The following is a 19,248-nucleotide window of genomic DNA, read 5'->3' as shown; positions in this document are numbered from 1 at the left end:
GACTTCCGGGCGACATGCGTAAAAAACAAAAGCGCCGCTGATGAGCGGCGCTTGGTAACTGGGATTGTTGAGCGATCAGCCGGCGGTGCAGAAGTGGCTGCGGCCGTCATTGCCGATATAGGTGCCGCTGCGCGGATCGAAGGAGCGGTAGCGGTAGGAGCAGTAACGCTCCCATTGCGGCGACCAGGGCTCTACTGCCGCGCGGACCGGCGCATAGTAGCGCGGCTGTTCGACATATTGCGGCTGCTCAACATAGACGCGGCGCGGGGCGCGATAGACCGGAGCCGGCTCGTAATATCCGGGTTCGTAGGGCGGGTCGATGTAGCGAGGCTCGTCGTAAACAGGGCCGTTATTGGCATTGGCGATGGCCGAGCCGACGATCAGGCCGGTGGCAAGGCCGACTGCGCCGCCGACGAGCGCGTCGTTGTTGCTATGATGGCGCCAATGGCGGTCGCGGGCCGATGCCTCGCCGATGGCAGAAAGGGTAAGCGCAGCAGCCGTTGCCGTCAGCAGAAGAGTTTTGGCGAGCCTGTTCATAAGCATAAATCCCAATCCCGGGAACCGAACGCCGGTTCCTTTCTCGATGATCACAGTAGTAGAGATCAGTAGCTGAACGAAGGCTGAACGACAAAACCCGGCATTGCTGCCGGGCTTCAACTCGAAATTCGACAGCCTTGTTAAGGGTTCAGCCCGCAATCTGCAGATTGACGGCCTTTGGGCCCTTGCCGCGGCGATCCGGCTCCGTGTCGAAGCTTACCTTCTGGTTTTCCGTCAGGCCGGCCAGCCCGGAGGCTTGAACGGCAGAAATGTGAACGAAGATATCGGCGCCGCCCCGGTCCGGCTTGATGAAGCCGAAGCCTTTGTCGGTATTGAAGAATTTTACAGTGCCAGTCTCTGCCATGCGTCAGGTCCTTTTCTCTCTGCCCGCCATCCACACGGGCAGCATCATAGCATTGCCTCCTTGCGGGAGGCGTTGGCAGGCAATTCTTGAAATGTGAGAAAAAGGTCCCCTCTACCTCGGCCTGCTCCAGACAGGACTTTCGCCCGCCATAATCGGAACCGGCTGACCGGGATAATTGGCGTTCCCGGCGCGCAAATACTTTAGGACTTCCCATGCTCGCAAAATGCCCGAACGCGCTGAGAGTGCTGCGTTAAACGAATTTTGGCAAGTAAAAGTTTTTTGCCGTGTCGTTCGAGGCACACCTGCCCGGATATCCAATTTGCGCAAAAACGCAAAATTTCCTTCGCCGATAGGGAATGATTAACGTTTTATATCGTCTGCAATATAAGTTTCGAGCAGATTTTCCCAAAAATGCAACGTGAACGCGTCTTGCCGCTCTCGTTAATTTTTTTTCGGATTCGCCAACCGCCCATATTTGGACGCGTGTTCAGACGGCTGGCAAGCGTCGCCGGGCAAATCCCGGCACGAGTTCGACCACAAGCATAGCGATAAACAGGAGCGCGCAACCTGCATAACCGGTCGCCGGCATCGTCTCGCCGAGCAGAAGGGCCGCAAGCGACGAGCCGAAAAGCGCTTCGGAGGAGAGGAAGATCGCGGCCTGCGAGGGCGTTGTGTAACGCTGGGCGATCACCTGCAGCACGAAGGCCAGGCCCGAGGAGAAAATGCCGACATAGAGAATCTGAGGTCCTGCGGCCCATATTGCCGACAGGGTGATCGGTTCAAAGGTTGCGGCAATGGCGAGCGCGCAGATCGCGGTGACGGCGAATTGCGTGGCCGAGAGTGCGAGCGGCCTTCCGGTCGCAGAAACGGTCGTGCCGGCAAGGGTGATCTGGATTGCCCAGAAGACGGCGCAGGCGACTGTCAGGAGATCGCCTGATGTGAGGGCCGAGAGATGACCGCCGGAGAGGAGATAAATGCCGGCGACGGCCATCAGCGCGCCCGGCCAGATGATCCAATGCGGGGCACGGCGCAGGAAGAACACGGCGATCAGCGGCACGAAGACCACATAGAGACCGGTGATGAAGCTGGAATTCGTCACCGTCGTCGTCTGCAGCCCGACCTGCTGTGTGGCTGCGCCGCTGAAAAGGGCAAGGCCGGTCAGGATATAGAGTTTCGCATGGCGAGCGGTTGTCTTCGCCTTGGCTTTGCGCGCTTCCAGAAGGACGAAGGGCAGGACGGCCAATGTGGCCACGGCAAAACGCAGGGCGATGAACCAGAAGGGCCCGATCGCCTTCATCGCCGTCGACTGGGCAACGAAGCCGCCGCCCCAGATGGCGGCTGCGAACAATAGCAGGAGGTTCGCCTGAGCGCGCGTCATGTCGTCCTCGATGGGGAAGGTTGCGCCCGAGCGGTTAGCAGTTGCATTTCCTCCAGGCAAGGGCAAAGACTTCATGCCTATCCGCGGAGATGACAGGATGGGACACGCAGAAAGCCGACAGGCCGGCGATACGGCAGCCACGTCCGGGACGGCTGGCTATTCAGGCAGGCCGCTCGCCAGCAAGCTCGGCCTTGGGCGCGGGCAGGCGGCTGCTCTTCTCGGAGTTCCCGAAACGATTGGCGACATCCATGGCTTCGATGGTTTTGCCTCGGTCACCCTTGCGCTGCCGGAGACGCCTCGGCAGGCGTTCGACTACGTGCATCTGTTTGTGACCGAACGGGCAGCGCTAGAGGCTGTCGCGGTTAAACTCTTCGGCGTTCTCAAGCCGGACGGCATGCTCTGGATCTCCTGGCCGAAAAAGAGTTCGAGGGTGCCGACCGATGTCACCGAGGACGTGCTGCGGGAGATCCTTCTTCCCACAGGTCTTGTCGACGTCAAGGTCTGCGCCGTCGACAAGATCTGGTCCGGGCTGAAATTCGTCATCCGCAAGGAGCGGCGCGGGACCTTGTGATCTTTCAGCCGTTATTGGCCTCAACGCGCGAAACCCGAAGCAGCGCGCCGTTATCCTCATCCGTCACCATCAGCAGTGCGCCGTCGGGCGCGATGATGACATCGCGAATGCGGCCGTATTCTCCCTCGAACAGCCGTTCCTCGGCGACGAAGGCGCCGCTTTCGTCGCGTTGCATGCGGGACAGCAGCTGGAACTTCAGCGCCGCGACGATGAAATTGCCGTCCCATTCCGGAAACATAGCGCCGCGATAGACAGCGAGCGCACCGGGCGCAATCGACGGATCCCAGTAATGCAGCGGCTGTTCCAGTCCTTTCTTCGCTGTGCCTTCTCCGATCTCGGCGCCGGAATAGTCGCGGCCGTAGGTGATGATCGGCCAGCCGTAATTCTTGCCCGCCTCGGGCTGATTGATCTCGTCGCCGCCGCGGGCGCCGTGCTCGACGGTATAAAGCTTGCCGTCCTTGCTATCGAAGGTGATACCCTGCGGGTTGCGGTGGCCTTTCGACCAGATTTCCGGCAGCGCTTTGCCGCCGTCCTTGAACGGATTGTCGGCCGGGATGCTGCCATCGGCATTGATGTGGATGATCGAGCCGGCATCGTCCCGCCAGTCCTGCGAGCGGTCGCGGTCGCCGCGGTCGCCGACGCTGATGAACAGCGAACCGTCACGGGCAATGGCGATGCGCGAGCCGTACTGGATATTGCCCGAGGTGAAGCGCCGCATGGTGAATACAGGCGTCACGGCATTGAGAGCCTTTTCGTCGGCGGAAAGCGTGGCGCTGAAGGCCTCGGTGCCGGAGCCCTGTCCATTGGCGATGGCGGCGGTGAAATAGAGTTTTCTCGACGTCGCAAAGTCCGGAGCCAGCGCCACATCCATCAGGCCGCCCTGGCCACGGGCGCTAACCTTGGGCACGCCGTCGATCGGGCTGGAGACCTTGCCGTCGCGAATGATGCGCATGCGGCCCGGCCGCTCGGTGACGAGGTAGGCGCCATCGGGCAACACCTCGACCGCCCAGGGATGTTCGAGGCCGTCGGCGAGTTTGTCGACACGGACCGCAAGATCCTGCGTATTGACGGTCTCGGCCGCATCGGCGGATGCGGCGCCGTGCAGAACCAGCGCTGCGGCGAAATGAAAGGCGGATATTCTCATCTTGTTTTCCCGTCGTCTCACGCTGAAGGTGGAGCGGGCAGGGGAGAGCTTCAACCCTCATGCGACCTGATATAACGGCTTTGTGTTTGCTGGTTGAACGGATGCGTGGATTCAAAAGACGCTCTACCCGTCGACCAGTTCGGCCTCGAGGATGTAGCGTAGCGGCCCGCGTTCGGTCGCATCGAAGGGCCAGCAGGTGGTCAGCACCAGGCGGCGGCCGTTGGAGGAAGGGTCGATGCCGCTGGCATCCCATGGGGCGATGCGGCCTTCGCCGGCCTTGAAGGTCAATAGTTTGCCGTCACGGCGGGTGACCTCGATCGTATCGCCGGGCTTTACATATTGCAGCCAGCGGAAATGCGTGTCGCGATGAGCGGCGATCACCGAGGTGCCTTTTTCGCCGGGCTGCGGCGTATCGGTAAGCCAGGCCGGGCCGAAGGCGAGGGCTTCGCCGGAGGCGCCGGCGAGCACGATCGCCTCCTTGCCGAGCCGCGGTGCGCGCACTTTGGCCTCCGTGGTGAAATCCGCCCAGGGCCAGGGTTTTGTCTCCTCGCCCTTCAGTTCCGCGGCGAAGGCGCGTTTCAGCAGGATCTGCGAGAGCTCCGCCTTCGCCTTCAGCAGGAAGCCGTCGCCCATCAGCGCCAAGCCATAAAGGGCAAGGCCGGCGATGGCGACGGCGATCGCTTTTTCGATCGAGGAAAGACGCCAGAGGAAGAAACCTCTCCTCTGGCGCACCTTGGGCCTGTCGTGGGCCGTGGCGGCGGCCATGGCGAGTTCCAGATAGGTCGGAAGCGGCTCGAATTCGGCCGCTTCCTCGTTCCGGCTTGCTGAGAGCCTAGAGACCATTTGGCTTGGCTCCCACCGCGATCAACCGCTTGATGCGCCGGCGCCAGACGGCCAGCCCGCTTGCCGCCGTCAGCGCCAGGAGCAGCATGGTCAGCCCGCGGATGATCTGCTCGTCGGCGCGCGTCGCCGTCTGCGGCAGGTTCACGGTCGAGCTCTTCTGCGCGATCAGGGTGGCGGCCTTGGCGGTCGGGGCTGCGGCCATCATGTTGGCGAGCTCAGGCGATGCGGCGAGATCCGGTGTTTCGGCCACGGCCTGATGCGGCGCGGCGTTTCCTGCAGGGGTGGCTACGCCATGACGTTCTCCGCCGCCGGGAGAAACAACGTTTTCGCCGAAGACCTTATCGAAATCCCAACCCTCAGGCAGGTTCAGCGGCAGCTTCGCCGAGCCGAGCGGCTCGTTTGCCGGCCGCGACGGCGTGACGTCGACGGCGACCAGGCTGGTGAGACGGGAGACGAGATGGTGGGCGAGCGCCACCGTCTCGATATCCTTGTCGAGCCCGGCCGGATCCTGACGCTCATAGGCGCGGGCTTCGAAATCATCGATCTTGCGCCGCGCCCAGAGCTTGGAGATGCCGTTGCCGTCGGCGGCATTGGCGATATCCATTTGGACGCGCCAGGGCTGGTCGCCCGTCTTGCCGATGATTTCAAGCTTGCCGGCGGGCTTATCCCCCGGCAGTTCCGCGGTCAGCACGACGGGCTCGCCGCTATAAAGGTCCGGCATCGGATTGGGCGTGATATCCTCGGCAGCGATGCCTTCGAAATTTGCGGCGATATCGGTCATGGCGGGGTTCTGCAGCTTGGCGAAAAGCTCGCCCATGCGGCTTGCCACCTGATCGGTCGAGCCGATCTGGGTGAAGGTGCCACGGCCGATTTCGGCGGCCTTGGTCATGAAATAGGTGTTCGGGGCCGAGCCGATGCCGACGGTGAAAACGCGGGCATCGCCGCGGTTTGCGGTGATTTCCTGGAAGAGCTGCTGTTCGTTGCCGATCGCACCATCAGTCAGGAACACGACCTGCCGCAGCGCGCCGGTTGCAACCGGTCCCTGATTGCGCAGCGCATCCTCGAGCGCGGGCAGCATTTCGGTGCCACCGTCGGCGGTCAGGCCCCTGACATAGGCGATCGCTTTTTCGCGATTATCAGGGGTGGCAGCGACCAGGCCCTTGAAATAGTCGGTCATCGTGTCGTCGAAACGGATGACGTTGAAGCGGTCGTCGGGATTCAGCCTGGAAATGGCAAGCGCCAGGCTCTGCTTTGCCTGCTCGATCGACGGCCCCGACATGGAGCCGGAATTGTCGATGACGAAGACCACTTCACGTTTGGCTGGCGGCGCTGCCGCATCCGGCGCCGTCGGCGGGGTGACGAAGGCGAGCAGGTAGGTCTTACCATCCTTCACTTCGCGGAAGAGGCCGGCGCTCGGCAGCTTGCCGGGCGCGGCCTGCCAGGTGAGCTCGAAATCCTTGTCGGCGGGGACGGCTTCCCCCTTGAGGCTGATCGTTCTCTCCTGGTCGCCGTCCTGGCGGATATCGACCTCGTGAAAGGAGGATTTGACCTCGCCGAGCGGGAAACCGGCCTTAAGGTCGACGGTCAGCGAAACCGGGTTGATCTTGGCATTTTCGCGCGGATCGAGCACCGGGGCTTCGATCTTCTCACGGTTTTCCACCGGATCGCGCGGCGTGGCGAAACCGGCGCCGTTGTTGAACTCGACGGTCTGGACGATTGGCGCCGGATTGTAGCGCGGGGCGACGACCATCGGGAAGCGCAGCGAGAACTCGCCGCCCGACTGGTGGACCGTCTGCTGATATTCGATCTGCACGACGATCTCTTCGCCGGGGCCGATATTGGCGACCTGATTGGTGAAGATGTTCGGCCGCTGCTGTTCGAGCAGCGCCGTCTTCTTGCCCTCCGCCTTGGCCTGCTCGTAGATCTCGCGGGCTTCCTGGCGCGGCTTGATCTGGCCTTCGATGAAGCGTTCGCCGATCTGCATCTTCAGCGCATCGACGGCGGAATTGTCCGGCAGCGGGAAGACGTAGGTGCCCTCGACCCAGCCCTTGCTCGGGTTATGGAAACGCTGCGTCACCTTCACCCTGGCGATCGGGCCGGAGACGTCGATCGCGACGTCGCTCTTCAGCCGCGGCGCTTCGACGTAGAAGCCCGGCTCCTTTGAAGGAAACAGCAGCGAGCCGCTGTTGACGTCGTTCGGCCGCACCAGTGCTGCAAGCTGGTTGGACGCCTGCTGCGTGTCGGCGCGAGCGGCGGAGGCAAGCCCTAGCATTGCCGTGACACAGGCGACAAAGGCGGTGGCGGCGACAAGAAATGAAATGGAAATCCGGCGCGCACGTATGCGCCCCATGGCATATTCGTCTTCCAGAAACATTGGCATACCCTCAATAACCAATTTTGGATGAGGCAATGATGCGGCTTCGATCTCGGCGCGCTCGCGACCGAATTACGGCGCGGCCCGGCATTTGTTGCGGCTTATTCGCGGCGATGACGAAATCCGGCGATCTGTCTGATTTCAAAAGACATAGGTGAGGAAAAAACGCGATCGTCGCTACCGCGAATGTGCCGGATGCTGTCGAGACGTCACCGACCGTCCGCCGCTGTCGTTCGTGACAACAACCCTTGCTGATCGGCATGATGGCGAAGGTCGGGTCGCGGCAGATGCCGGCGATCCTAATCGCCTCGACATGGTGGCGACTGGCTTCGAGGAAACGGAGAGCCCCGATGGTCTCAGATCTTGGTGCAAGAGTTGCGCCGAGCCCTTCAACTGCGCGTAGCAAGACTGTCCGAAGCTGCCGGCAAGCTGGGGCGGCCGGTGCGGCAAAAGGATCAATAAGAATCATTGCCCCATCACGCCTTTGCGCTTGAAATGCCGTCATACATTGGACATAGAGCTAACCGCAGAACTCCGGTCGCGGCTTTTCTGCCCGTTTCAACCATTAGGACCGATATCATGGCCTTCCTTGCCGATGCTCTTTCCCGTGTGAAGCCTTCAGCCACCATCGCCGTTTCCCAGAAAGCGCGCGAGCTGAAAGCAAAAGGACGTGACGTCATTGGCCTCGGTGCGGGTGAGCCGGATTTCGATACGCCCGAAAATATCAAGAAGGCCGCCATCGACGCGATCAACCGCGGCGAGACCAAATACACGCCGGTTTCCGGCATTCCCGAACTGCGCAAGGCGATCGCCGCCAAGTTCAAGCGCGAGAACGGGTTGGAATATTCCTGGGAGCAGACAATCGTCGGCACCGGTGGCAAGCAGATCCTGTTCAACGCCTTCATGGCGACGCTGAACCCCGGCGACGAAGTCGTTGTCCCGGCGCCTTACTGGGTTTCCTATCCCGAGATGGTGGCGCTGTGCGGCGGCACGCCGGTTTTCGTTTCCGCGACCCAGGAGCATAATTTCAAGCTCCAGGCTGCCGATTTGGAAAAGGCGATCACGCCGAAGACCAAGTGGTTCATCTTCAACTCCCCGTCCAACCCGACGGGTGCGGCCTATACGCAGGACGAGCTGAAGGCATTGACGGATGTGCTGATGAGGCATCCGCATGTCTGGGTGCTGACCGACGACATGTACGAGCACCTGACCTATGGCGACTTCAAGTTCGTCACGCCTGTCGAAGTCGAGCCGAAGCTCTACGACCGCACACTGACGATGAACGGCGTCTCCAAGGCCTATGCGATGACCGGCTGGCGTATCGGCTATGCCGCAGGCCCGATCCAGCTCATCAAGGCCATGGACATGATCCAGGGTCAGCAGACCTCGGGCGCGACGTCGATTGCCCAGTGGGCGGCCGTCGAGGCACTGAACGGCACGCAGGACTTCATTCCGGCGAACAAGAAGATCTTCGAAGGCCGCCGCGATCTCGTCGTTTCCATGCTGAACCAGGCCAAGGGCATCGTCTGCCCGGTGCCGGAAGGCGCCTTCTACGTCTATCCCTCCTGCAAGGGCTTGATCGGCAAAACCGCACCCTCCGGCAAGGTCATCGAGACGGATGAGGATTTCGTTTCCGAGCTTCTGGAATCGGAAGGCGTCGCTGTCGTTCACGGCTCGGCCTTCGGCCTCGGCCCGAATTTCCGCATCTCCTATGCGACCTCGGAAGATCTTCTGGAGGAAGCCTGCCGCCGCATTCAGCGTTTCTGCGCCGCCTGCAAGTAAGCGGACTGCGATAGTATCGATCGAAGGCCTGCCGGCGACGGCAGGCCTTTTTGCTTGCGGCGACGTTGACGATGTGGCTGCATGTAGCTACATTTGTGGCATGAAGACCGTTTCGATCCGTGACGCGAAGAACCGCCTGACCGAGCTTGCCCGCGAGGTCGAGGAAGGCGAGACCATTGTCGTGACGCGCAACGGCCGCCCGGTCTTCGATCTTGTACCGCATCAGAAACGCGGCGGTTTGAACCTGGAAGCTGGCGAGGCCTATCTCCGTTCCAAGGGCATCACGAGGACGGAGATGTACATCGCCGACGACTTCGACGATCCTTTGCCGGAAGATTTCCTTTTGAAGCCGCTGCCGTAACCATGCGGGTGCTGCTTGACACGCACATGGTGATCGCCATTGCGCAGAGGAAACTGGCGGAACGTTTTCCGCGTGTCGAGCAACTGCTTTCCGACAATGCCGCTGGTGGCTTCGTCAGCGTCGCCAGTCTCTGGGAAGTTGCCATCAAGACGAGGCTTGGCAAATTGCAGCCGGGATTGCCTCTGGAGACCATTCCCATCTATCTGCGGGAAGTCGGGCTGACGATCCTGTCCGTCGATGTCCCGCACGTCGTCACCGCCGCCGACCCAGAGCCGGAGACGCGCGATCCCTTCGATCGCCTGCTGCTGGCGCAATGCAAGGTCGAGGGCTTGCAGCTCGCGACGGTCGATCGATTGCTCGTCGATCATCCCCTGGCGCTGCGACTCTGAATCAGGCTGACATCCCGATTCAAGATCTTGCGGCATTGATTCCGCTTTGGCTCGCAAGTCGTTGAATTCCGATTCAAATCGTGACGGGGAGCGTCGGTAGCGCGGGTGATCTCAGGTTGCGGGCAGCCTTCAAACCAACTAGATATCCGGCATCAAGTTCAAGTTGCCGCTTTGGGAGGCCGGATTTTGCAGAGTAGTGCCGTCATCGTGTGTTCTGACGTCAACATGCTGCCGGCTGCCTGCTGCACGCTGCTATCCGTCAAGCGCAATCTCGACGGTCCTGGCGTGGAGTTCCTGCTTCTCGGCATCGACCTCAAGCCGAACGAGATCGCCGAGGTGGGCAATTTCGCGAAGCTGCACGACATGGCGATCACTGTGCTGCCCTATAATACCCCGGATACGGCAAAGCAGGCCCGGGGCCGCTGGTCAGGGGCGACACTGGCGCGGCTCTACATAGATCTGCATATTCCCGATCATATCGAGCGCCTGCTTTACCTCGACGCCGACGTGCTCGCGGTAGCGCCCGTCGACGAACTCTTCACCAGAGATCTCCGAGGCAAGGCGCTTGCTGCGGTCGACGATTATGTCATGGCCTTCCCAGAGAAAGCCGGAGCACGGCAGCGCAAGATCGGCATGGGCGAGGGCGGACGCTATTTCAATGCCGGCGTGCTGCTGTTCGACTGGTCGGCCTGCCGGGCGAAGGGGCTTTTCGCCAGAACCCGGGAAATCTTCGAGGAGCGGTCGCATCTTTTCGAAAATAACGACCAGGATGCGCTAAACGTCAGTTTCGACGGCGACTGGCTGGTGCTCGATCCGCGCTGGAACACGCAGACGGGGCTTTTGCCTTTCGTCGATCGGCCGGCGATCTTTCACTTTACCGGCCGCAAGAAACCGTGGCAGGCGACCGTTCCCTGGGTGCATCGGCGGATGGCCAGGCAGTATGTCGAGGATCTCCGGAACACGCCCTGGGCATCCTTCTGCAGGCAGCCGTCGGCTGCGGGCCGGATCGGCGGATTCTTCTCGCATGTGGGAAAGCAGATCGGCGGGCTGGCGCGGCTTGCACGGATGCGCGCCTATTTCAGCAACAGCTAGCAAGGCGCGTCCTTGGAAAGTGCATGTGAGCCGATATGGAATCGACCTCCAGTGATACGCAGAGGCTAGCCGCCGCCGATAGCGGCTTCAATTTCCTGACGCCGGAAGCGTGGAAGGCGCTGCTGTCGCGTTATTCCCACATCGTGCTGGTGGCAAACAGCGAAGCGGTCGATTTCGAGCGGCTGCGAAGCGAGCTGCCGGAGCCGACGCTCTACGTCTTCTTCAACAATGTCTACAAGGTGCTCGACGAACCCTTTGCCGGTCATGCAGTGCTGGTTGCCCGCAGCGGTGTAATGGGCGCCAATATCGTCCACCGGCGCGAGGTGGCGGAAGTTCTACGCTTCTTTGCCGGCGATGATTTTCTGGGTGTCGTCAACATCCGAGTTTCCCCCGAGGAGAACTTCAGCGAGGAGAGCCGCTTCGATGGCACCGGCACCCGCCATCTCGATCTGACGCAAATGATCGGAGATCTCTATCCAACAGGCAAGATTGCAACGAGCGGCTTTGCGATGGCGCTCTGGCTCGCCGACCTGCAGCTGCCGGGCAAGATCCTGCTTGCCGGCTTTTCGGCAAAGAGAAGCGAGAAGTGGAAGGTCTTCGACGTACACGATTGGACGTTCGAGCAAATCTTCCTGCGTCTCTTCGCCAGGATGGGTACGATCTCGATGATGGGCGGCGTCGATGCCAGCCCCTATGCGGCGCTCGCCAAACGCTTTCCCCAGGTGCCGCCGGTCGAAATCGCGATGACGGCGGCCGAAGTCCTGTCCGAGCGGCTTCACAATGCAAACAGCCAGATCGACAGGCTGATGTCCGTTACCAAATCCATCCGCGCCGTCGAAAACTTCTTCCGCCGTTTCAAACCGAAAACCCGTAAAGAGCGCTTCCTGGAAAAATCGAAAGAATGACTGTCGCAGGCTCCCGCCACCGGGCGTGACCTGCCGAGAGAACTCCTTTCGAGATCGAGAGCAGCGCCATCTTCAAAGCCCCAGCGCCGTCAGCATGACGAAAGTGGCAAAGAGGATGAAGTGCGTCATGCCTTCGATGGCGTTGGTCTCGCCGTCATTGAGGTTGATCGCTGCGGCAATCAGCGTGATCGTCACCATCACCGTCTGCACCGGGGTCATCGCCATGATGAAGGGTTGGCCGGTATAGAGCGCGATCGCCTCCATGACCGGCACCGTCAGGATCACGGTCGAGAGCGAGGCGCCCATGGCGATGTTGACGGTCGCCTGCATGCGGTTCTTGAGGGCCGCCTTCAAGGCGGTCAGGATCTCGGGGGCAGCTGAAATCGCCGCGACGACGACGGCGGTGACGGCGATCGGCGCGCCGCTGTCGCGCAGACCCTCGGTCATCAAGGCCGACATGAACTCGGCCAGCAGGCCGATGATGACGACGCCGACGAGAATGGTGGCGATCGATATCGCGGCCGGCTCGTCAGCGCCGTGCGCGTCCGAAGCCCCTTTCTTCCGTTCGGAGCGCGGGTAGCTGTAGCTGAAAAAATAGCTGTGCTGGCCGACCTGCATGCGCAGGAAGAGGCCGTAGAGCGCAATCATCGCAACGATGGTAAAGGCGGAATAATAGTGCCATTTGTCGCCGGGCACGAATTCCGGCACGATCATCGAGATGCCCATGGCAGTGAGGATCATCACGCCGTAGGTCTTGCCCGAATTGTCGTTGTAGGGCTGTTCGCCGTGCTTCAGGCCGCCGAGCAGGGCGGCGAGACCCAGAATGCCGTTGATATCGAGCATCAGGGCCGAATAGATCGTGTCGCGCACCAGTGTCGGCGAACTCTCTCCGCTCATCATGATGGCCAGGATGATGACCTCCACGGCAACAGCCGCCAGCGTCAGGATCATCGTGCCATAGGGGTCGCCGACCTTGACGGCGAGCAGTTCGGCGTGATGGGCAACGCGGATCGAGGCGAGAACGATGGTGCCGACCAGGACGGCGGCGGCGATCAGCGCGACGCCGCGTCCCATCTCGATCACCGTGTGTTCCAAGAGATAGGCGATGGCTGCAACGGCAAGTGCGGCGACGAGAAACTTCTCTCCTTTTAAGCGTGATGCAATCGCCAAGTTTCAGCTCCTGTCCCGATTCATGCGTTTTATCTAAGTCACTGATTTCGCATATCAAGAAAGCCGCGGTCTGGTGCCATTTGCAGTCTTCGGCGTTTAATGGAATACTGAACGTCATCGGGGCCGGAAAGCAGATCGCGGCGTCCTCGAATTCTTGTCAAGCGGCCGCGATGATCCGGATCCTGTCCGGAAGCGTGCGAATGCGCAACAAGAAGATGAGGAGACGGATGCATGATCAAGGTGGTCTACGAAGTCGTGCCGCATGACGGCGGTTGGGCTTACAGGCTCGGAGGCGTCTATTCCGAGGCATTCCCGACTCATGCCGAGGCGCTCGAAGCTGCGCGCATCGTCGCGGCCGAACAGCAGGTCGGCGGCGATTCCGCCGAGATCAGTTGGCAGGACGAGAATGGCAAGTGGCATGAGGAATATGCCGAAGGCGGTGACCGGCCGGAAACCGAGGTGGTAGACGGTCAATGGAAGGACCGCGGGGCCGGGGCCTCGCAAGGCATTTGAAGTCAGCGATCGTCCGCCAATGCCCGCGCGACGATCGCGTTGACGAATTCGCGCTTATGCGCGGTATAGCCGTCGCCATCCATCCTGAATTTGCCCGCCAGCCTGCGTTTGAGCGCGGCATATTCGGCCGCAGCCTCAGGATGCGCAATGAGATGATCCCGGAAAGCCAGCCTGTTTCGATGCGTGCCATTGCCGGCCGGACAAAGGTAGACCCGCTCCCGCGGTACCAAGCCTCTCGATAAAAACGCCCAGACCTCGTCGTCATAACGATTGCCGCGCGGTTCGTAACCTTCGGCCAGAAGCACATCGGTGGCAGCCTCGATATGCCCGAGGCTGGGAAGAACGATGTCGATATCGATCAGCGGCTTGGCAGTCATGCCTGATATGGACGTGCTGCCGATGTGATCGATGGAGAGCGCCTGCGGCAACAAGACGAGCAACCTGTCACGGATACGCCGGAACGCCTGCGGCCATTGCGGATCGTAGGGCACGAGTTCAACCGGATCGTGGCTCATCATTTTCTCCCGCTGCAGCGCCGCGCATCCGACAGGCCAGCTTTCGGATGCTCTCTTGCGTTGAAATTTGCGCATGATTCTCTCCGAAAATCGATTCCCGATTCGAGGTTATGTGCCGGTCGAATATCGGTGATAGTCTTGAAGCCCTTTGACCAGCGCGTCGAAGGTGGCGCGGCAGCGTGGCGAGGTCTTCAGGCTCTCATGCATCGCCACCCATGTGCCGAGCGGGATGTTGAACGCCTCGGGCAGGATATGAATCAGATCGGGGTTTTCCCGCGCAAGCCCGGTCTGGCAGATGCCGATTCCGACGCCGGCGCGGATCGCGGAAAGCTGCGCGAGATTACTGTCGGAACGAAAGACGAAATCGATGTCAGGCATGGAATAGCGGCTGATCATAAGGCGGATATAGGCCGTTTGCCGGTCGAAGCCGATAAGGCGGTGCCTTGCAAGGTCGGCAATGGTCTCCGGCATGCCGTGCCGCTCGATATAGCGACGATGGGCGTGGAAGCCGACCGGAAGATCGCCGATCCGACGCACGATGAGCGCATCCTGCCGAGGCTCGGCCATGCGCACGGCGATATCGGCTTCACGATTCAGAAGGTCCTCGATCGTATCGGACGCCGAGAGTTCGATCTGGAGTTTCGGGTAAGTCTCCTGCAGCGGCCCGAGGATGCGTGGCAAGATCTCGACGCCGACGATCTCGCTGGCACTGACCCTGACGGTGCCCGCCACGCTCTCGGGCTGGCCGGACGCCGTCCGCAAAAGTGCCGCCGTGGTTGCGGCCAGCGTTTCGGCATGGGGCTTCAGTGCCAGTGCGGTGTCGGTCGGCAGGAGGCCGTTCGGCGAGCGGGTGAAGAGCTTGGCGCCAATTGCCTCTTCCAGCGCATCGACATGGCGGCCTACGGTCGGCTGGGTCAATCCGAGTTCGCGGGCGGCGGCCGAAAGCGAACCTTGCTGCAGCACGGTCAGAAAACTCCGGTAGTAATCCCAACTGAGTTCGCTCATATATTTTTGTATATCTGATGCACTTATTTAGTCAATTTTGTTTATCTGATGCAGATGGCATCATGCCTTCAGCCAATCGAAGGAGATGATCATGAGCAGCGAAATAAATAAGACGGCCCTCGTTCTCGGCGCCACCGGCGGTATCGGCGGGGCGGTCGCCCGCAAGCTTCTTGAGAGCGGCTGGCACATCCGGGCGCTTAACCGCAATGCAGCCAAGGCATCCCAAAGCCAGCCGGCATTCGAATGGCTGCAGGGCGATGCCATGAATTCAGGCGATGTGCTGAAGGCCGCAGAGGGCGCCAGCCTGATCGTGCACGCCGTCAACCCGCCCGGCTACCGCGACTGGGAAAAATTGGTGCTGCCAATGCTCGACAATACCATCGCGGCTGCCCGAAGCGTGGGTGCGCGTATCGTGCTGCCCGGCACGGTCTATAATTTCGGTCCCGATGCCCTGCCGACGCCGACGGAGGATAGCCCGCAGCATCCGGTGACCAAGAAAGGGGCGATCCGCGCCGAGATGGAGAAGCGGTTGAAGGCTGCGTCGCAGCCCGGCGCCGGCGTCATCATTGTTCGCGCGGGTGACTTCTTCGGTCCAGGGACGACATCAAACAGCTGGTTCTCATCTGCGCTGGTTACGCCGGGCAAGGCGGTCGCCACGATCAAGAACCCGGCGCGACGCGGCATCGGTCATCAGTGGGCCTATCTGCCCGACGTGGCCGAAACCATAGTTCAGCTGATCGCGCGGGCCGATCAACTGCCGCCCTTCGCCGTCTATCATATGGAGGGATTCTGGGATGCTGACGGCATGCAGATGGCCGAAGCGATCAAGCGTGTGGCCGGCGGCAGGGCGAAGATCGGTGGCTTCCCCTGGTGGATCGTGCCGCTCGCTGCGCCCTTTATGCCGATCATGCGGGAGATCAAGGAGATGCGCTATCTGTGGAAGGTGCCGCTCAGGATGCGGAACAGCAGGTTGACGGCCGAACTCGGCAAGGAACCGCAGACGCCGATCGACGAGGCCGTCAGAGCTTCGCTCGTGGCGCTCGGCTGCCTGCCGGAACCGCATCGCGACATGGCGGCGGCCTTGATCGTACCTTCTCCTGAGAATGCGGGTTAAGCCTCGAGTTCTGCCAGCGCGATCCGGGCGACCGTCAAGGCGGTCTCGGCCTGCTCTATGTTCGGGTCGCCGAGGAACCAGGCGGCGGAAAGGCCGGAATAGGCGGCGATCCATTGTAGCAGCCGCTTCGGCTCGATCCCAGCTTCGGCCGAGACGATGGCGAGCTGGCGGCGGAAACGAGCGGGGTCAGTGTTAACAGGCAGTTCCGCGTTGGCGAAGATGTTGGCGAAATCGAAGCCGCGCTCGCCATGCAGCCGCTTCGGATCGATCGCCAGCCAGCCGCGCGCCTGGAAATCGAGGATATTGCCGTGGTGGATGTCGCCGTGGAGGACGGTGAGGTCACGCGGATCGGCAAGCAGCGCATTGGCAATCGCCGAGCATTCGGCCAGCGTGCCGCCATGTTTGCCTGCCGCCGGCTCGAGATCGCGGAACCAGCGGCTGAGGGGGATGGGATCGGGAAGCGGTTTTTCGCGCGGCGCATGCAGCCGTGCCGCCGTTCGGCAGAGGATGCGGCTTGCCTCGTCGTCCTCGCCGTTCATCGCCATGGCAAGCAGCGAGCGTTCTCCCATCGCCCGTTCCAGGAGCACCGCGTCGCCCTCATGAGCGTAGACATGGGCTGCGCCGTCGCCATCCCACCATTGCATCAGCAGCGCGCCGTATCGTTCGTCGACATCGGCGGCCACTTTCAGCATGGCCGGCTTCTCCTGCCAGAGGACCGGCAGCAGACGGCTTGAATGGGTTATGATGGGCTCGCCGTCTGATATCAGGGACCAGCGATCAAGATGGGCAGCGAACATTGGCATACCCTACAAAGATGCGTGGGAAATGAAAATCCCGCCTTTCGGCGGGATTCGCAATGTGTGTTCGAAAAGTTCAGGCGACCTTTTCGAGAGCGGGATAGTCGACATAACCCTTAGCGGTGCCGCCATAGAAGGTTGACTGGTCGGGCGTGTTGAGCGGCAGGTTCTTCGCCAAGCGTTCGACGAGATCGGGATTGGCGATGAAGGGCTTGCCGAAGGCGACGAGGTCGACGCGGCCGCTTTCGACAGCGTCGATCGCCAGATCGCGGTCATAACCGTTATTGACCATCCAGTCGGCCTTGCCGCCGGCAGTTTCATAAGCCTGGCGCAACGCCTTGTAATCGAAGGAAGGATTGTCGCCCTGCCGGTAGTCGCGATCACCGCCGGTCTGGCCTTCGATCACATGGATATAGGCGAGATCGTATCTGGCCAGCCCCTCGACGACATGGGTGAAAGTCGCCTGCGGATTGGAATCGTAGCTTTCGCCCGACGGTGTGACCGGCGAGATGCGGATCGCGGTGCGGCCTGCGCCGATTTCGCTGACGACGGCATCGACGACATCGAAGGTCAGGCGCGCGCGGTTTTCGATCGAACCGCCATATTGATCGGTGCGGTCGTTGACGCCGTCGCGGATGAACTGGTCGAGCAGGTAGCCGTTGGCGCCATGGATCTCGACACCGTCGAAGCCGGCGTCGATCGCCGCACGCGCGGCCTTGCGGTAATCTTCGATGATACCGGGGATTTCAGCGGTTTCGAGGGCGCGCGGCTCGGAGGTGTCAGCAAAGCTGCCGGTGCCGTCGCCATTGACCAGATAGGTCTTGGCCTTGGCGACCCGGTCGGTCGAGGAGACCGGCTTGCGGCCATTCGGCTGCAGCGTCGTGTGCGAGATGCGGCCGACATGCCACATCTGGACGACGATCTTGCCGCCGGCTGCGTGAACGGCGTCGGTGACGCGCTTCCAGCCGTCGAGAGCCTCTTTGCTGTAGAGGCCGGGCACGTCGGCGTAGCCCTGGCCCTGATGGGTGATCGCGGTCGCTTCGGTAATGATCAGGCCTGCCGTGGCGCGCTGGCGATAATATTCGACATTGAGGTCGTTCGGGATGGCGCCCGGCGAGCGGTTGCGGGTGAGCGGCGCCATGACGATGCGGTTTTTGACTGTAATGTCGCCAACCTTGGTAGGTTCGAAAAGCTTGGCCATGATGGTCCTTTCTTTTGCGGGAGGATCACTCGGCAGGGGCGAGGGCGGCTCGGCCCCTGGCGGAGAGATAGGTGAGCGCCGTCGCGCCGAGGCCGATCAGGGCCATCAAGGCTGCGGCGAGCGGGACGCGGGTAAGATCGAAGCCGGCATCGATGACCAGACCGCCAACCCAGGCGCCGAGCGCATTGCCGGTGTTGAAGCCGCCGATATTGATGGTCGAGACGAGGTTCGGGGCGTCCTTGCCGAAGCCGACGACACCGACCTGAAGCGCCGGCACGGCGGCAAAGCTCGCTAGGGCCCAGAGGAAGAGCGTGATTTCAGCCGGGATGAAGAAACGGCTTGTGTAGCTGAAGGCGATCGACGTGACGGCGATGGCGGCGAAGACGCCGGCAAGCGTCGCGCCAAGCCGCCAGTCCGCCAGTTTGCCGCCGATGAGATTGCCGATGGTCAGCCCGAGGCCGATCAGGAACAGCGTCCAGGTGACGCCTTCCGGCGAAACGCCGGTGACGTCGCGCAGCAGCGGCGCGATATAGGTGAAGAGGGCGAACATCGAGGCGGCGAAGAAGACGGTGGTCGATAGCGCCAGCCACAGGCCGCCATTCCGGAGTGCAGCGATTTCGCGCAGGATACTGCCGTTTTCCTGCTGCCTGTCCCTGGGCAGGATGGCGATCAGGCCTGATATGGTGACGACGCCGATGACGGTGACCACCCCGAAAGTGGCGCGCCAGCCATAGGCCTGGCCGATGGCGGTGCCGATCGGCACGCCAAGAACATTGGCGAGTGTCAGGCCGGTAAACATCAGGGCGACGGCGCGGGCCTTGCGGTCTTCGGCGACCAGGCCGGCGGCGACGACCGAACCGATGCCGAAAAAGGCGCCGTGGCAAAGCGCGGTCACGACACGGGCGATCATCAGTACCCAGTAGTCGCTTGCCAGCGCACAAAGCAGGTTGCCGGCAATGAAGAAGGCCATCAGCGCGATCAGGGCGGTGCGGCGCTTCAGCTTGGCCGTCGAAATAGCCATCACCGGGGCGCCGATCGCGACCGCCAGTGCATAACCGGTTACCAGCCACCCGGCCTGCGGGATCGTCACCGAGAGATCGGCGGCGACCTCGGGCAGAAGACCCATGATGACGAATTCGGTGGTGCCTATCGCAAATGAGCTCAAGGCAAGGACGAGAAGGGCGAGGGGCATT

The 19,248-nt window shown here is 61.7% G+C and carries 21 protein-coding genes; 8 read left to right on the top strand and 13 right to left on the bottom strand.

Annotated elements, in window-relative coordinates:
* Positions 1-75: 75 nt before the first annotated feature.
* From FHX14_RS20400 to FHX14_RS20390, 3 genes are all read right to left on the bottom strand, one after another.
* Positions 76-537, bottom strand: coding sequence for a BA14K family protein (locus FHX14_RS20400; RefSeq protein WP_003593100.1), 462 nt, complete (start codon positions 535-537; stop codon positions 76-78).
* 148 nt (positions 538-685) lie between these two features.
* Positions 686-901, bottom strand: coding sequence for a cold-shock protein (locus FHX14_RS20395; RefSeq protein WP_003561293.1), 216 nt, complete (start codon positions 899-901; stop codon positions 686-688).
* Positions 902-1,388: 487 nt separating this feature from the next.
* Positions 1,389-2,279 carry a DMT family transporter gene (locus tag FHX14_RS20390; protein WP_184378370.1) on the bottom strand — a complete coding sequence of 297 codons (891 nt, stop codon included), beginning with the start codon at positions 2,277-2,279 and terminating at the stop codon, positions 1,389-1,391.
* Positions 2,280-2,376: 97 nt separating this feature from the next.
* On the opposite strand from FHX14_RS20390, the gene FHX14_RS20385 reads away from it, so the two are divergent.
* Complete coding sequence (locus FHX14_RS20385) at positions 2,377-2,850, top strand: DUF3052 domain-containing protein (protein ID WP_184378369.1); 474 nt, start codon at positions 2,377-2,379, stop codon at positions 2,848-2,850.
* Between the two features lie 4 nt (positions 2,851-2,854).
* Here FHX14_RS20385 and FHX14_RS20380 read toward each other — a convergent pair whose 3' ends face one another.
* The 4 genes from FHX14_RS20380 to FHX14_RS20365 form a co-directional block, all read right to left on the bottom strand.
* A complete protein-coding gene (locus tag FHX14_RS20380) occupies positions 2,855-3,994 on the bottom strand; it encodes a PQQ-dependent sugar dehydrogenase (protein ID WP_184378367.1) in 1,140 nt (379 codons plus the stop codon).
* Between the two features lie 123 nt (positions 3,995-4,117).
* Positions 4,118-4,837 carry a class GN sortase gene (locus FHX14_RS20375; protein ID WP_184378365.1) on the bottom strand — a complete coding sequence of 240 codons (720 nt, stop codon included), beginning with the start codon at positions 4,835-4,837 and terminating at the stop codon, positions 4,118-4,120.
* Complete coding sequence (locus FHX14_RS20370) at positions 4,827-7,211, bottom strand: marine proteobacterial sortase target protein (RefSeq protein WP_184378363.1); 2,385 nt, start codon at positions 7,209-7,211, stop codon at positions 4,827-4,829. The genes FHX14_RS20375 and FHX14_RS20370 overlap by 11 nt, the downstream gene beginning before the upstream one ends.
* A gap of 10 nt (positions 7,212-7,221) precedes the next feature.
* On the bottom strand, positions 7,222-7,680 hold the full coding sequence (locus FHX14_RS20365) for a hypothetical protein (protein ID WP_184378361.1): 459 nt from the start codon (positions 7,678-7,680) through the stop codon (positions 7,222-7,224).
* Between the two features lie 110 nt (positions 7,681-7,790).
* Between FHX14_RS20365 and FHX14_RS20360 the strand changes: the two genes are divergently transcribed.
* The 5 genes from FHX14_RS20360 (at position 7,791) to FHX14_RS20340 (ending at position 11,740) form a co-directional block, all read left to right on the top strand.
* Positions 7,791-8,993 carry a pyridoxal phosphate-dependent aminotransferase gene (locus FHX14_RS20360; RefSeq protein WP_054182592.1) on the top strand — a complete coding sequence of 401 codons (1,203 nt, stop codon included), beginning with the start codon at positions 7,791-7,793 and terminating at the stop codon, positions 8,991-8,993.
* 100 nt (positions 8,994-9,093) lie between these two features.
* A complete protein-coding gene (locus FHX14_RS20355) occupies positions 9,094-9,354 on the top strand; it encodes a type II toxin-antitoxin system prevent-host-death family antitoxin (RefSeq protein ID WP_011652922.1) in 261 nt (86 codons plus the stop codon).
* A 2-nt stretch (positions 9,355-9,356) separates the two neighbouring features.
* Positions 9,357-9,743: a type II toxin-antitoxin system VapC family toxin gene (locus tag FHX14_RS20350; protein WP_054182593.1), complete on the top strand. Its 387-nt coding sequence runs from the start codon at positions 9,357-9,359 to the stop codon at positions 9,741-9,743.
* Positions 9,744-9,848: 105 nt separating this feature from the next.
* On the top strand, positions 9,849-10,835 hold the full coding sequence (locus FHX14_RS20345) for a glycosyltransferase family 8 protein (protein WP_184378359.1): 987 nt from the start codon (positions 9,849-9,851) through the stop codon (positions 10,833-10,835).
* 35 nt (positions 10,836-10,870) lie between these two features.
* Positions 10,871-11,740 (top strand): 3-deoxy-manno-octulosonate cytidylyltransferase, encoded by an 870-nt coding sequence (locus FHX14_RS20340; protein ID WP_184378357.1) that lies wholly within the window; start codon positions 10,871-10,873, stop codon positions 11,738-11,740.
* A 72-nt stretch (positions 11,741-11,812) separates the two neighbouring features.
* Here FHX14_RS20340 and FHX14_RS20335 read toward each other — a convergent pair whose 3' ends face one another.
* Positions 11,813-12,910: a calcium:proton antiporter gene (locus FHX14_RS20335; protein ID WP_184378355.1), complete on the bottom strand. Its 1,098-nt coding sequence runs from the start codon at positions 12,908-12,910 to the stop codon at positions 11,813-11,815.
* Positions 12,911-13,141: 231 nt separating this feature from the next.
* Between FHX14_RS20335 and FHX14_RS20330 the strand changes: the two genes are divergently transcribed.
* Positions 13,142-13,423, top strand: a complete 282-nt coding sequence (locus tag FHX14_RS20330) for a DUF2188 domain-containing protein (RefSeq protein ID WP_003593123.1) — start codon at positions 13,142-13,144, stop codon at positions 13,421-13,423.
* 2 nt (positions 13,424-13,425) lie between these two features.
* Here FHX14_RS20330 and FHX14_RS20325 read toward each other — a convergent pair whose 3' ends face one another.
* Together FHX14_RS20325 and FHX14_RS20320 are read right to left on the bottom strand one after the other, a co-directional pair.
* Positions 13,426-13,941, bottom strand: a complete 516-nt coding sequence (locus FHX14_RS20325) for a GrpB family protein (RefSeq protein ID WP_003593125.1) — start codon at positions 13,939-13,941, stop codon at positions 13,426-13,428.
* A gap of 105 nt (positions 13,942-14,046) precedes the next feature.
* Complete coding sequence (locus FHX14_RS20320) at positions 14,047-14,943, bottom strand: LysR family transcriptional regulator (protein WP_003593127.1); 897 nt, start codon at positions 14,941-14,943, stop codon at positions 14,047-14,049.
* A gap of 91 nt (positions 14,944-15,034) precedes the next feature.
* Here FHX14_RS20320 and FHX14_RS20315 point away from each other — a divergent pair, with 91 nt between their 5' ends.
* Entirely contained in the window at positions 15,035-16,057 is a 1,023-nt protein-coding gene (locus FHX14_RS20315; protein ID WP_003593128.1) for an NAD-dependent epimerase/dehydratase family protein, read from the top strand.
* On the opposite strand, the gene FHX14_RS20310 is transcribed toward FHX14_RS20315, so the two are convergent.
* The 3 genes from FHX14_RS20310 to FHX14_RS20300 form a co-directional block, all read right to left on the bottom strand.
* Positions 16,054-16,854 (bottom strand): aminoglycoside phosphotransferase family protein, encoded by an 801-nt coding sequence (locus FHX14_RS20310; RefSeq protein ID WP_184378354.1) that lies wholly within the window; start codon positions 16,852-16,854, stop codon positions 16,054-16,056. The two genes, FHX14_RS20315 and FHX14_RS20310, sit on opposite strands and share 4 nt — an antisense overlap.
* 76 nt (positions 16,855-16,930) lie before the next feature.
* Positions 16,931-18,055, bottom strand: coding sequence for an alkene reductase (locus FHX14_RS20305; protein WP_184378352.1), 1,125 nt, complete (start codon positions 18,053-18,055; stop codon positions 16,931-16,933).
* 25 nt (positions 18,056-18,080) lie between these two features.
* The gene (locus FHX14_RS20300; protein ID WP_184378350.1) at positions 18,081-19,247 is read right to left on the bottom strand and encodes an MFS transporter; all 1,167 of its coding nucleotides are present in this window, start codon (positions 19,245-19,247) and stop codon (positions 18,081-18,083) included.
* Between the last annotated feature and the right edge of the window lies 1 nt (position 19,248).

The sequence above is a fragment of the Rhizobium sp. BK619 genome (assembly GCF_014195245.1).
GTDB classification, from domain to species: domain Bacteria; phylum Pseudomonadota; class Alphaproteobacteria; order Rhizobiales; family Rhizobiaceae; genus Rhizobium; species Rhizobium acidisoli.
This window is presented reverse-complemented; position numbering and strand designations above follow the sequence as displayed.

Coding starts and splice junctions, on each gene's coding strand:
- FHX14_RS20325 (WP_003593125.1), bottom strand. CDS start 13,941: ATGATGAGCCACGATCCGGTTGAACTCGTGCCCTACGATCCGCAATGG.
- FHX14_RS20340 (WP_184378357.1), top strand. CDS start 10,871: ATGGAATCGACCTCCAGTGATACGCAGAGGCTAGCCGCCGCCGATAGC.
- FHX14_RS20330 (WP_003593123.1), top strand. CDS start 13,142: ATGATCAAGGTGGTCTACGAAGTCGTGCCGCATGACGGCGGTTGGGCT.
- FHX14_RS20305 (WP_184378352.1), bottom strand. CDS start 18,055: ATGGCCAAGCTTTTCGAACCTACCAAGGTTGGCGACATTACAGTCAAA.
- FHX14_RS20395 (WP_003561293.1), bottom strand. CDS start 901: ATGGCAGAGACTGGCACTGTAAAATTCTTCAATACCGACAAAGGCTTC.
- FHX14_RS20390 (WP_184378370.1), bottom strand. CDS start 2,279: ATGACGCGCGCTCAGGCGAACCTCCTGCTATTGTTCGCAGCCGCCATC.
- FHX14_RS20310 (WP_184378354.1), bottom strand. CDS start 16,854: ATGTTCGCTGCCCATCTTGATCGCTGGTCCCTGATATCAGACGGCGAG.
- FHX14_RS20400 (WP_003593100.1), bottom strand. CDS start 537: ATGAACAGGCTCGCCAAAACTCTTCTGCTGACGGCAACGGCTGCTGCG.
- FHX14_RS20380 (WP_184378367.1), bottom strand. CDS start 3,994: ATGAGAATATCCGCCTTTCATTTCGCCGCAGCGCTGGTTCTGCACGGC.
- FHX14_RS20375 (WP_184378365.1), bottom strand. CDS start 4,837: ATGGTCTCTAGGCTCTCAGCAAGCCGGAACGAGGAAGCGGCCGAATTC.
- FHX14_RS20365 (WP_184378361.1), bottom strand. CDS start 7,680: ATGATTCTTATTGATCCTTTTGCCGCACCGGCCGCCCCAGCTTGCCGG.
- FHX14_RS20320 (WP_003593127.1), bottom strand. CDS start 14,943: ATGAGCGAACTCAGTTGGGATTACTACCGGAGTTTTCTGACCGTGCTG.
- FHX14_RS20300 (WP_184378350.1), bottom strand. CDS start 19,247: ATGCCCCTCGCCCTTCTCGTCCTTGCCTTGAGCTCATTTGCGATAGGC.
- FHX14_RS20360 (WP_054182592.1), top strand. CDS start 7,791: ATGGCCTTCCTTGCCGATGCTCTTTCCCGTGTGAAGCCTTCAGCCACC.
- FHX14_RS20350 (WP_054182593.1), top strand. CDS start 9,357: ATGCGGGTGCTGCTTGACACGCACATGGTGATCGCCATTGCGCAGAGG.
- FHX14_RS20385 (WP_184378369.1), top strand. CDS start 2,377: ATGGGACACGCAGAAAGCCGACAGGCCGGCGATACGGCAGCCACGTCC.
- FHX14_RS20370 (WP_184378363.1), bottom strand. CDS start 7,211: ATGTTTCTGGAAGACGAATATGCCATGGGGCGCATACGTGCGCGCCGG.
- FHX14_RS20355 (WP_011652922.1), top strand. CDS start 9,094: ATGAAGACCGTTTCGATCCGTGACGCGAAGAACCGCCTGACCGAGCTT.
- FHX14_RS20315 (WP_003593128.1), top strand. CDS start 15,035: ATGAGCAGCGAAATAAATAAGACGGCCCTCGTTCTCGGCGCCACCGGC.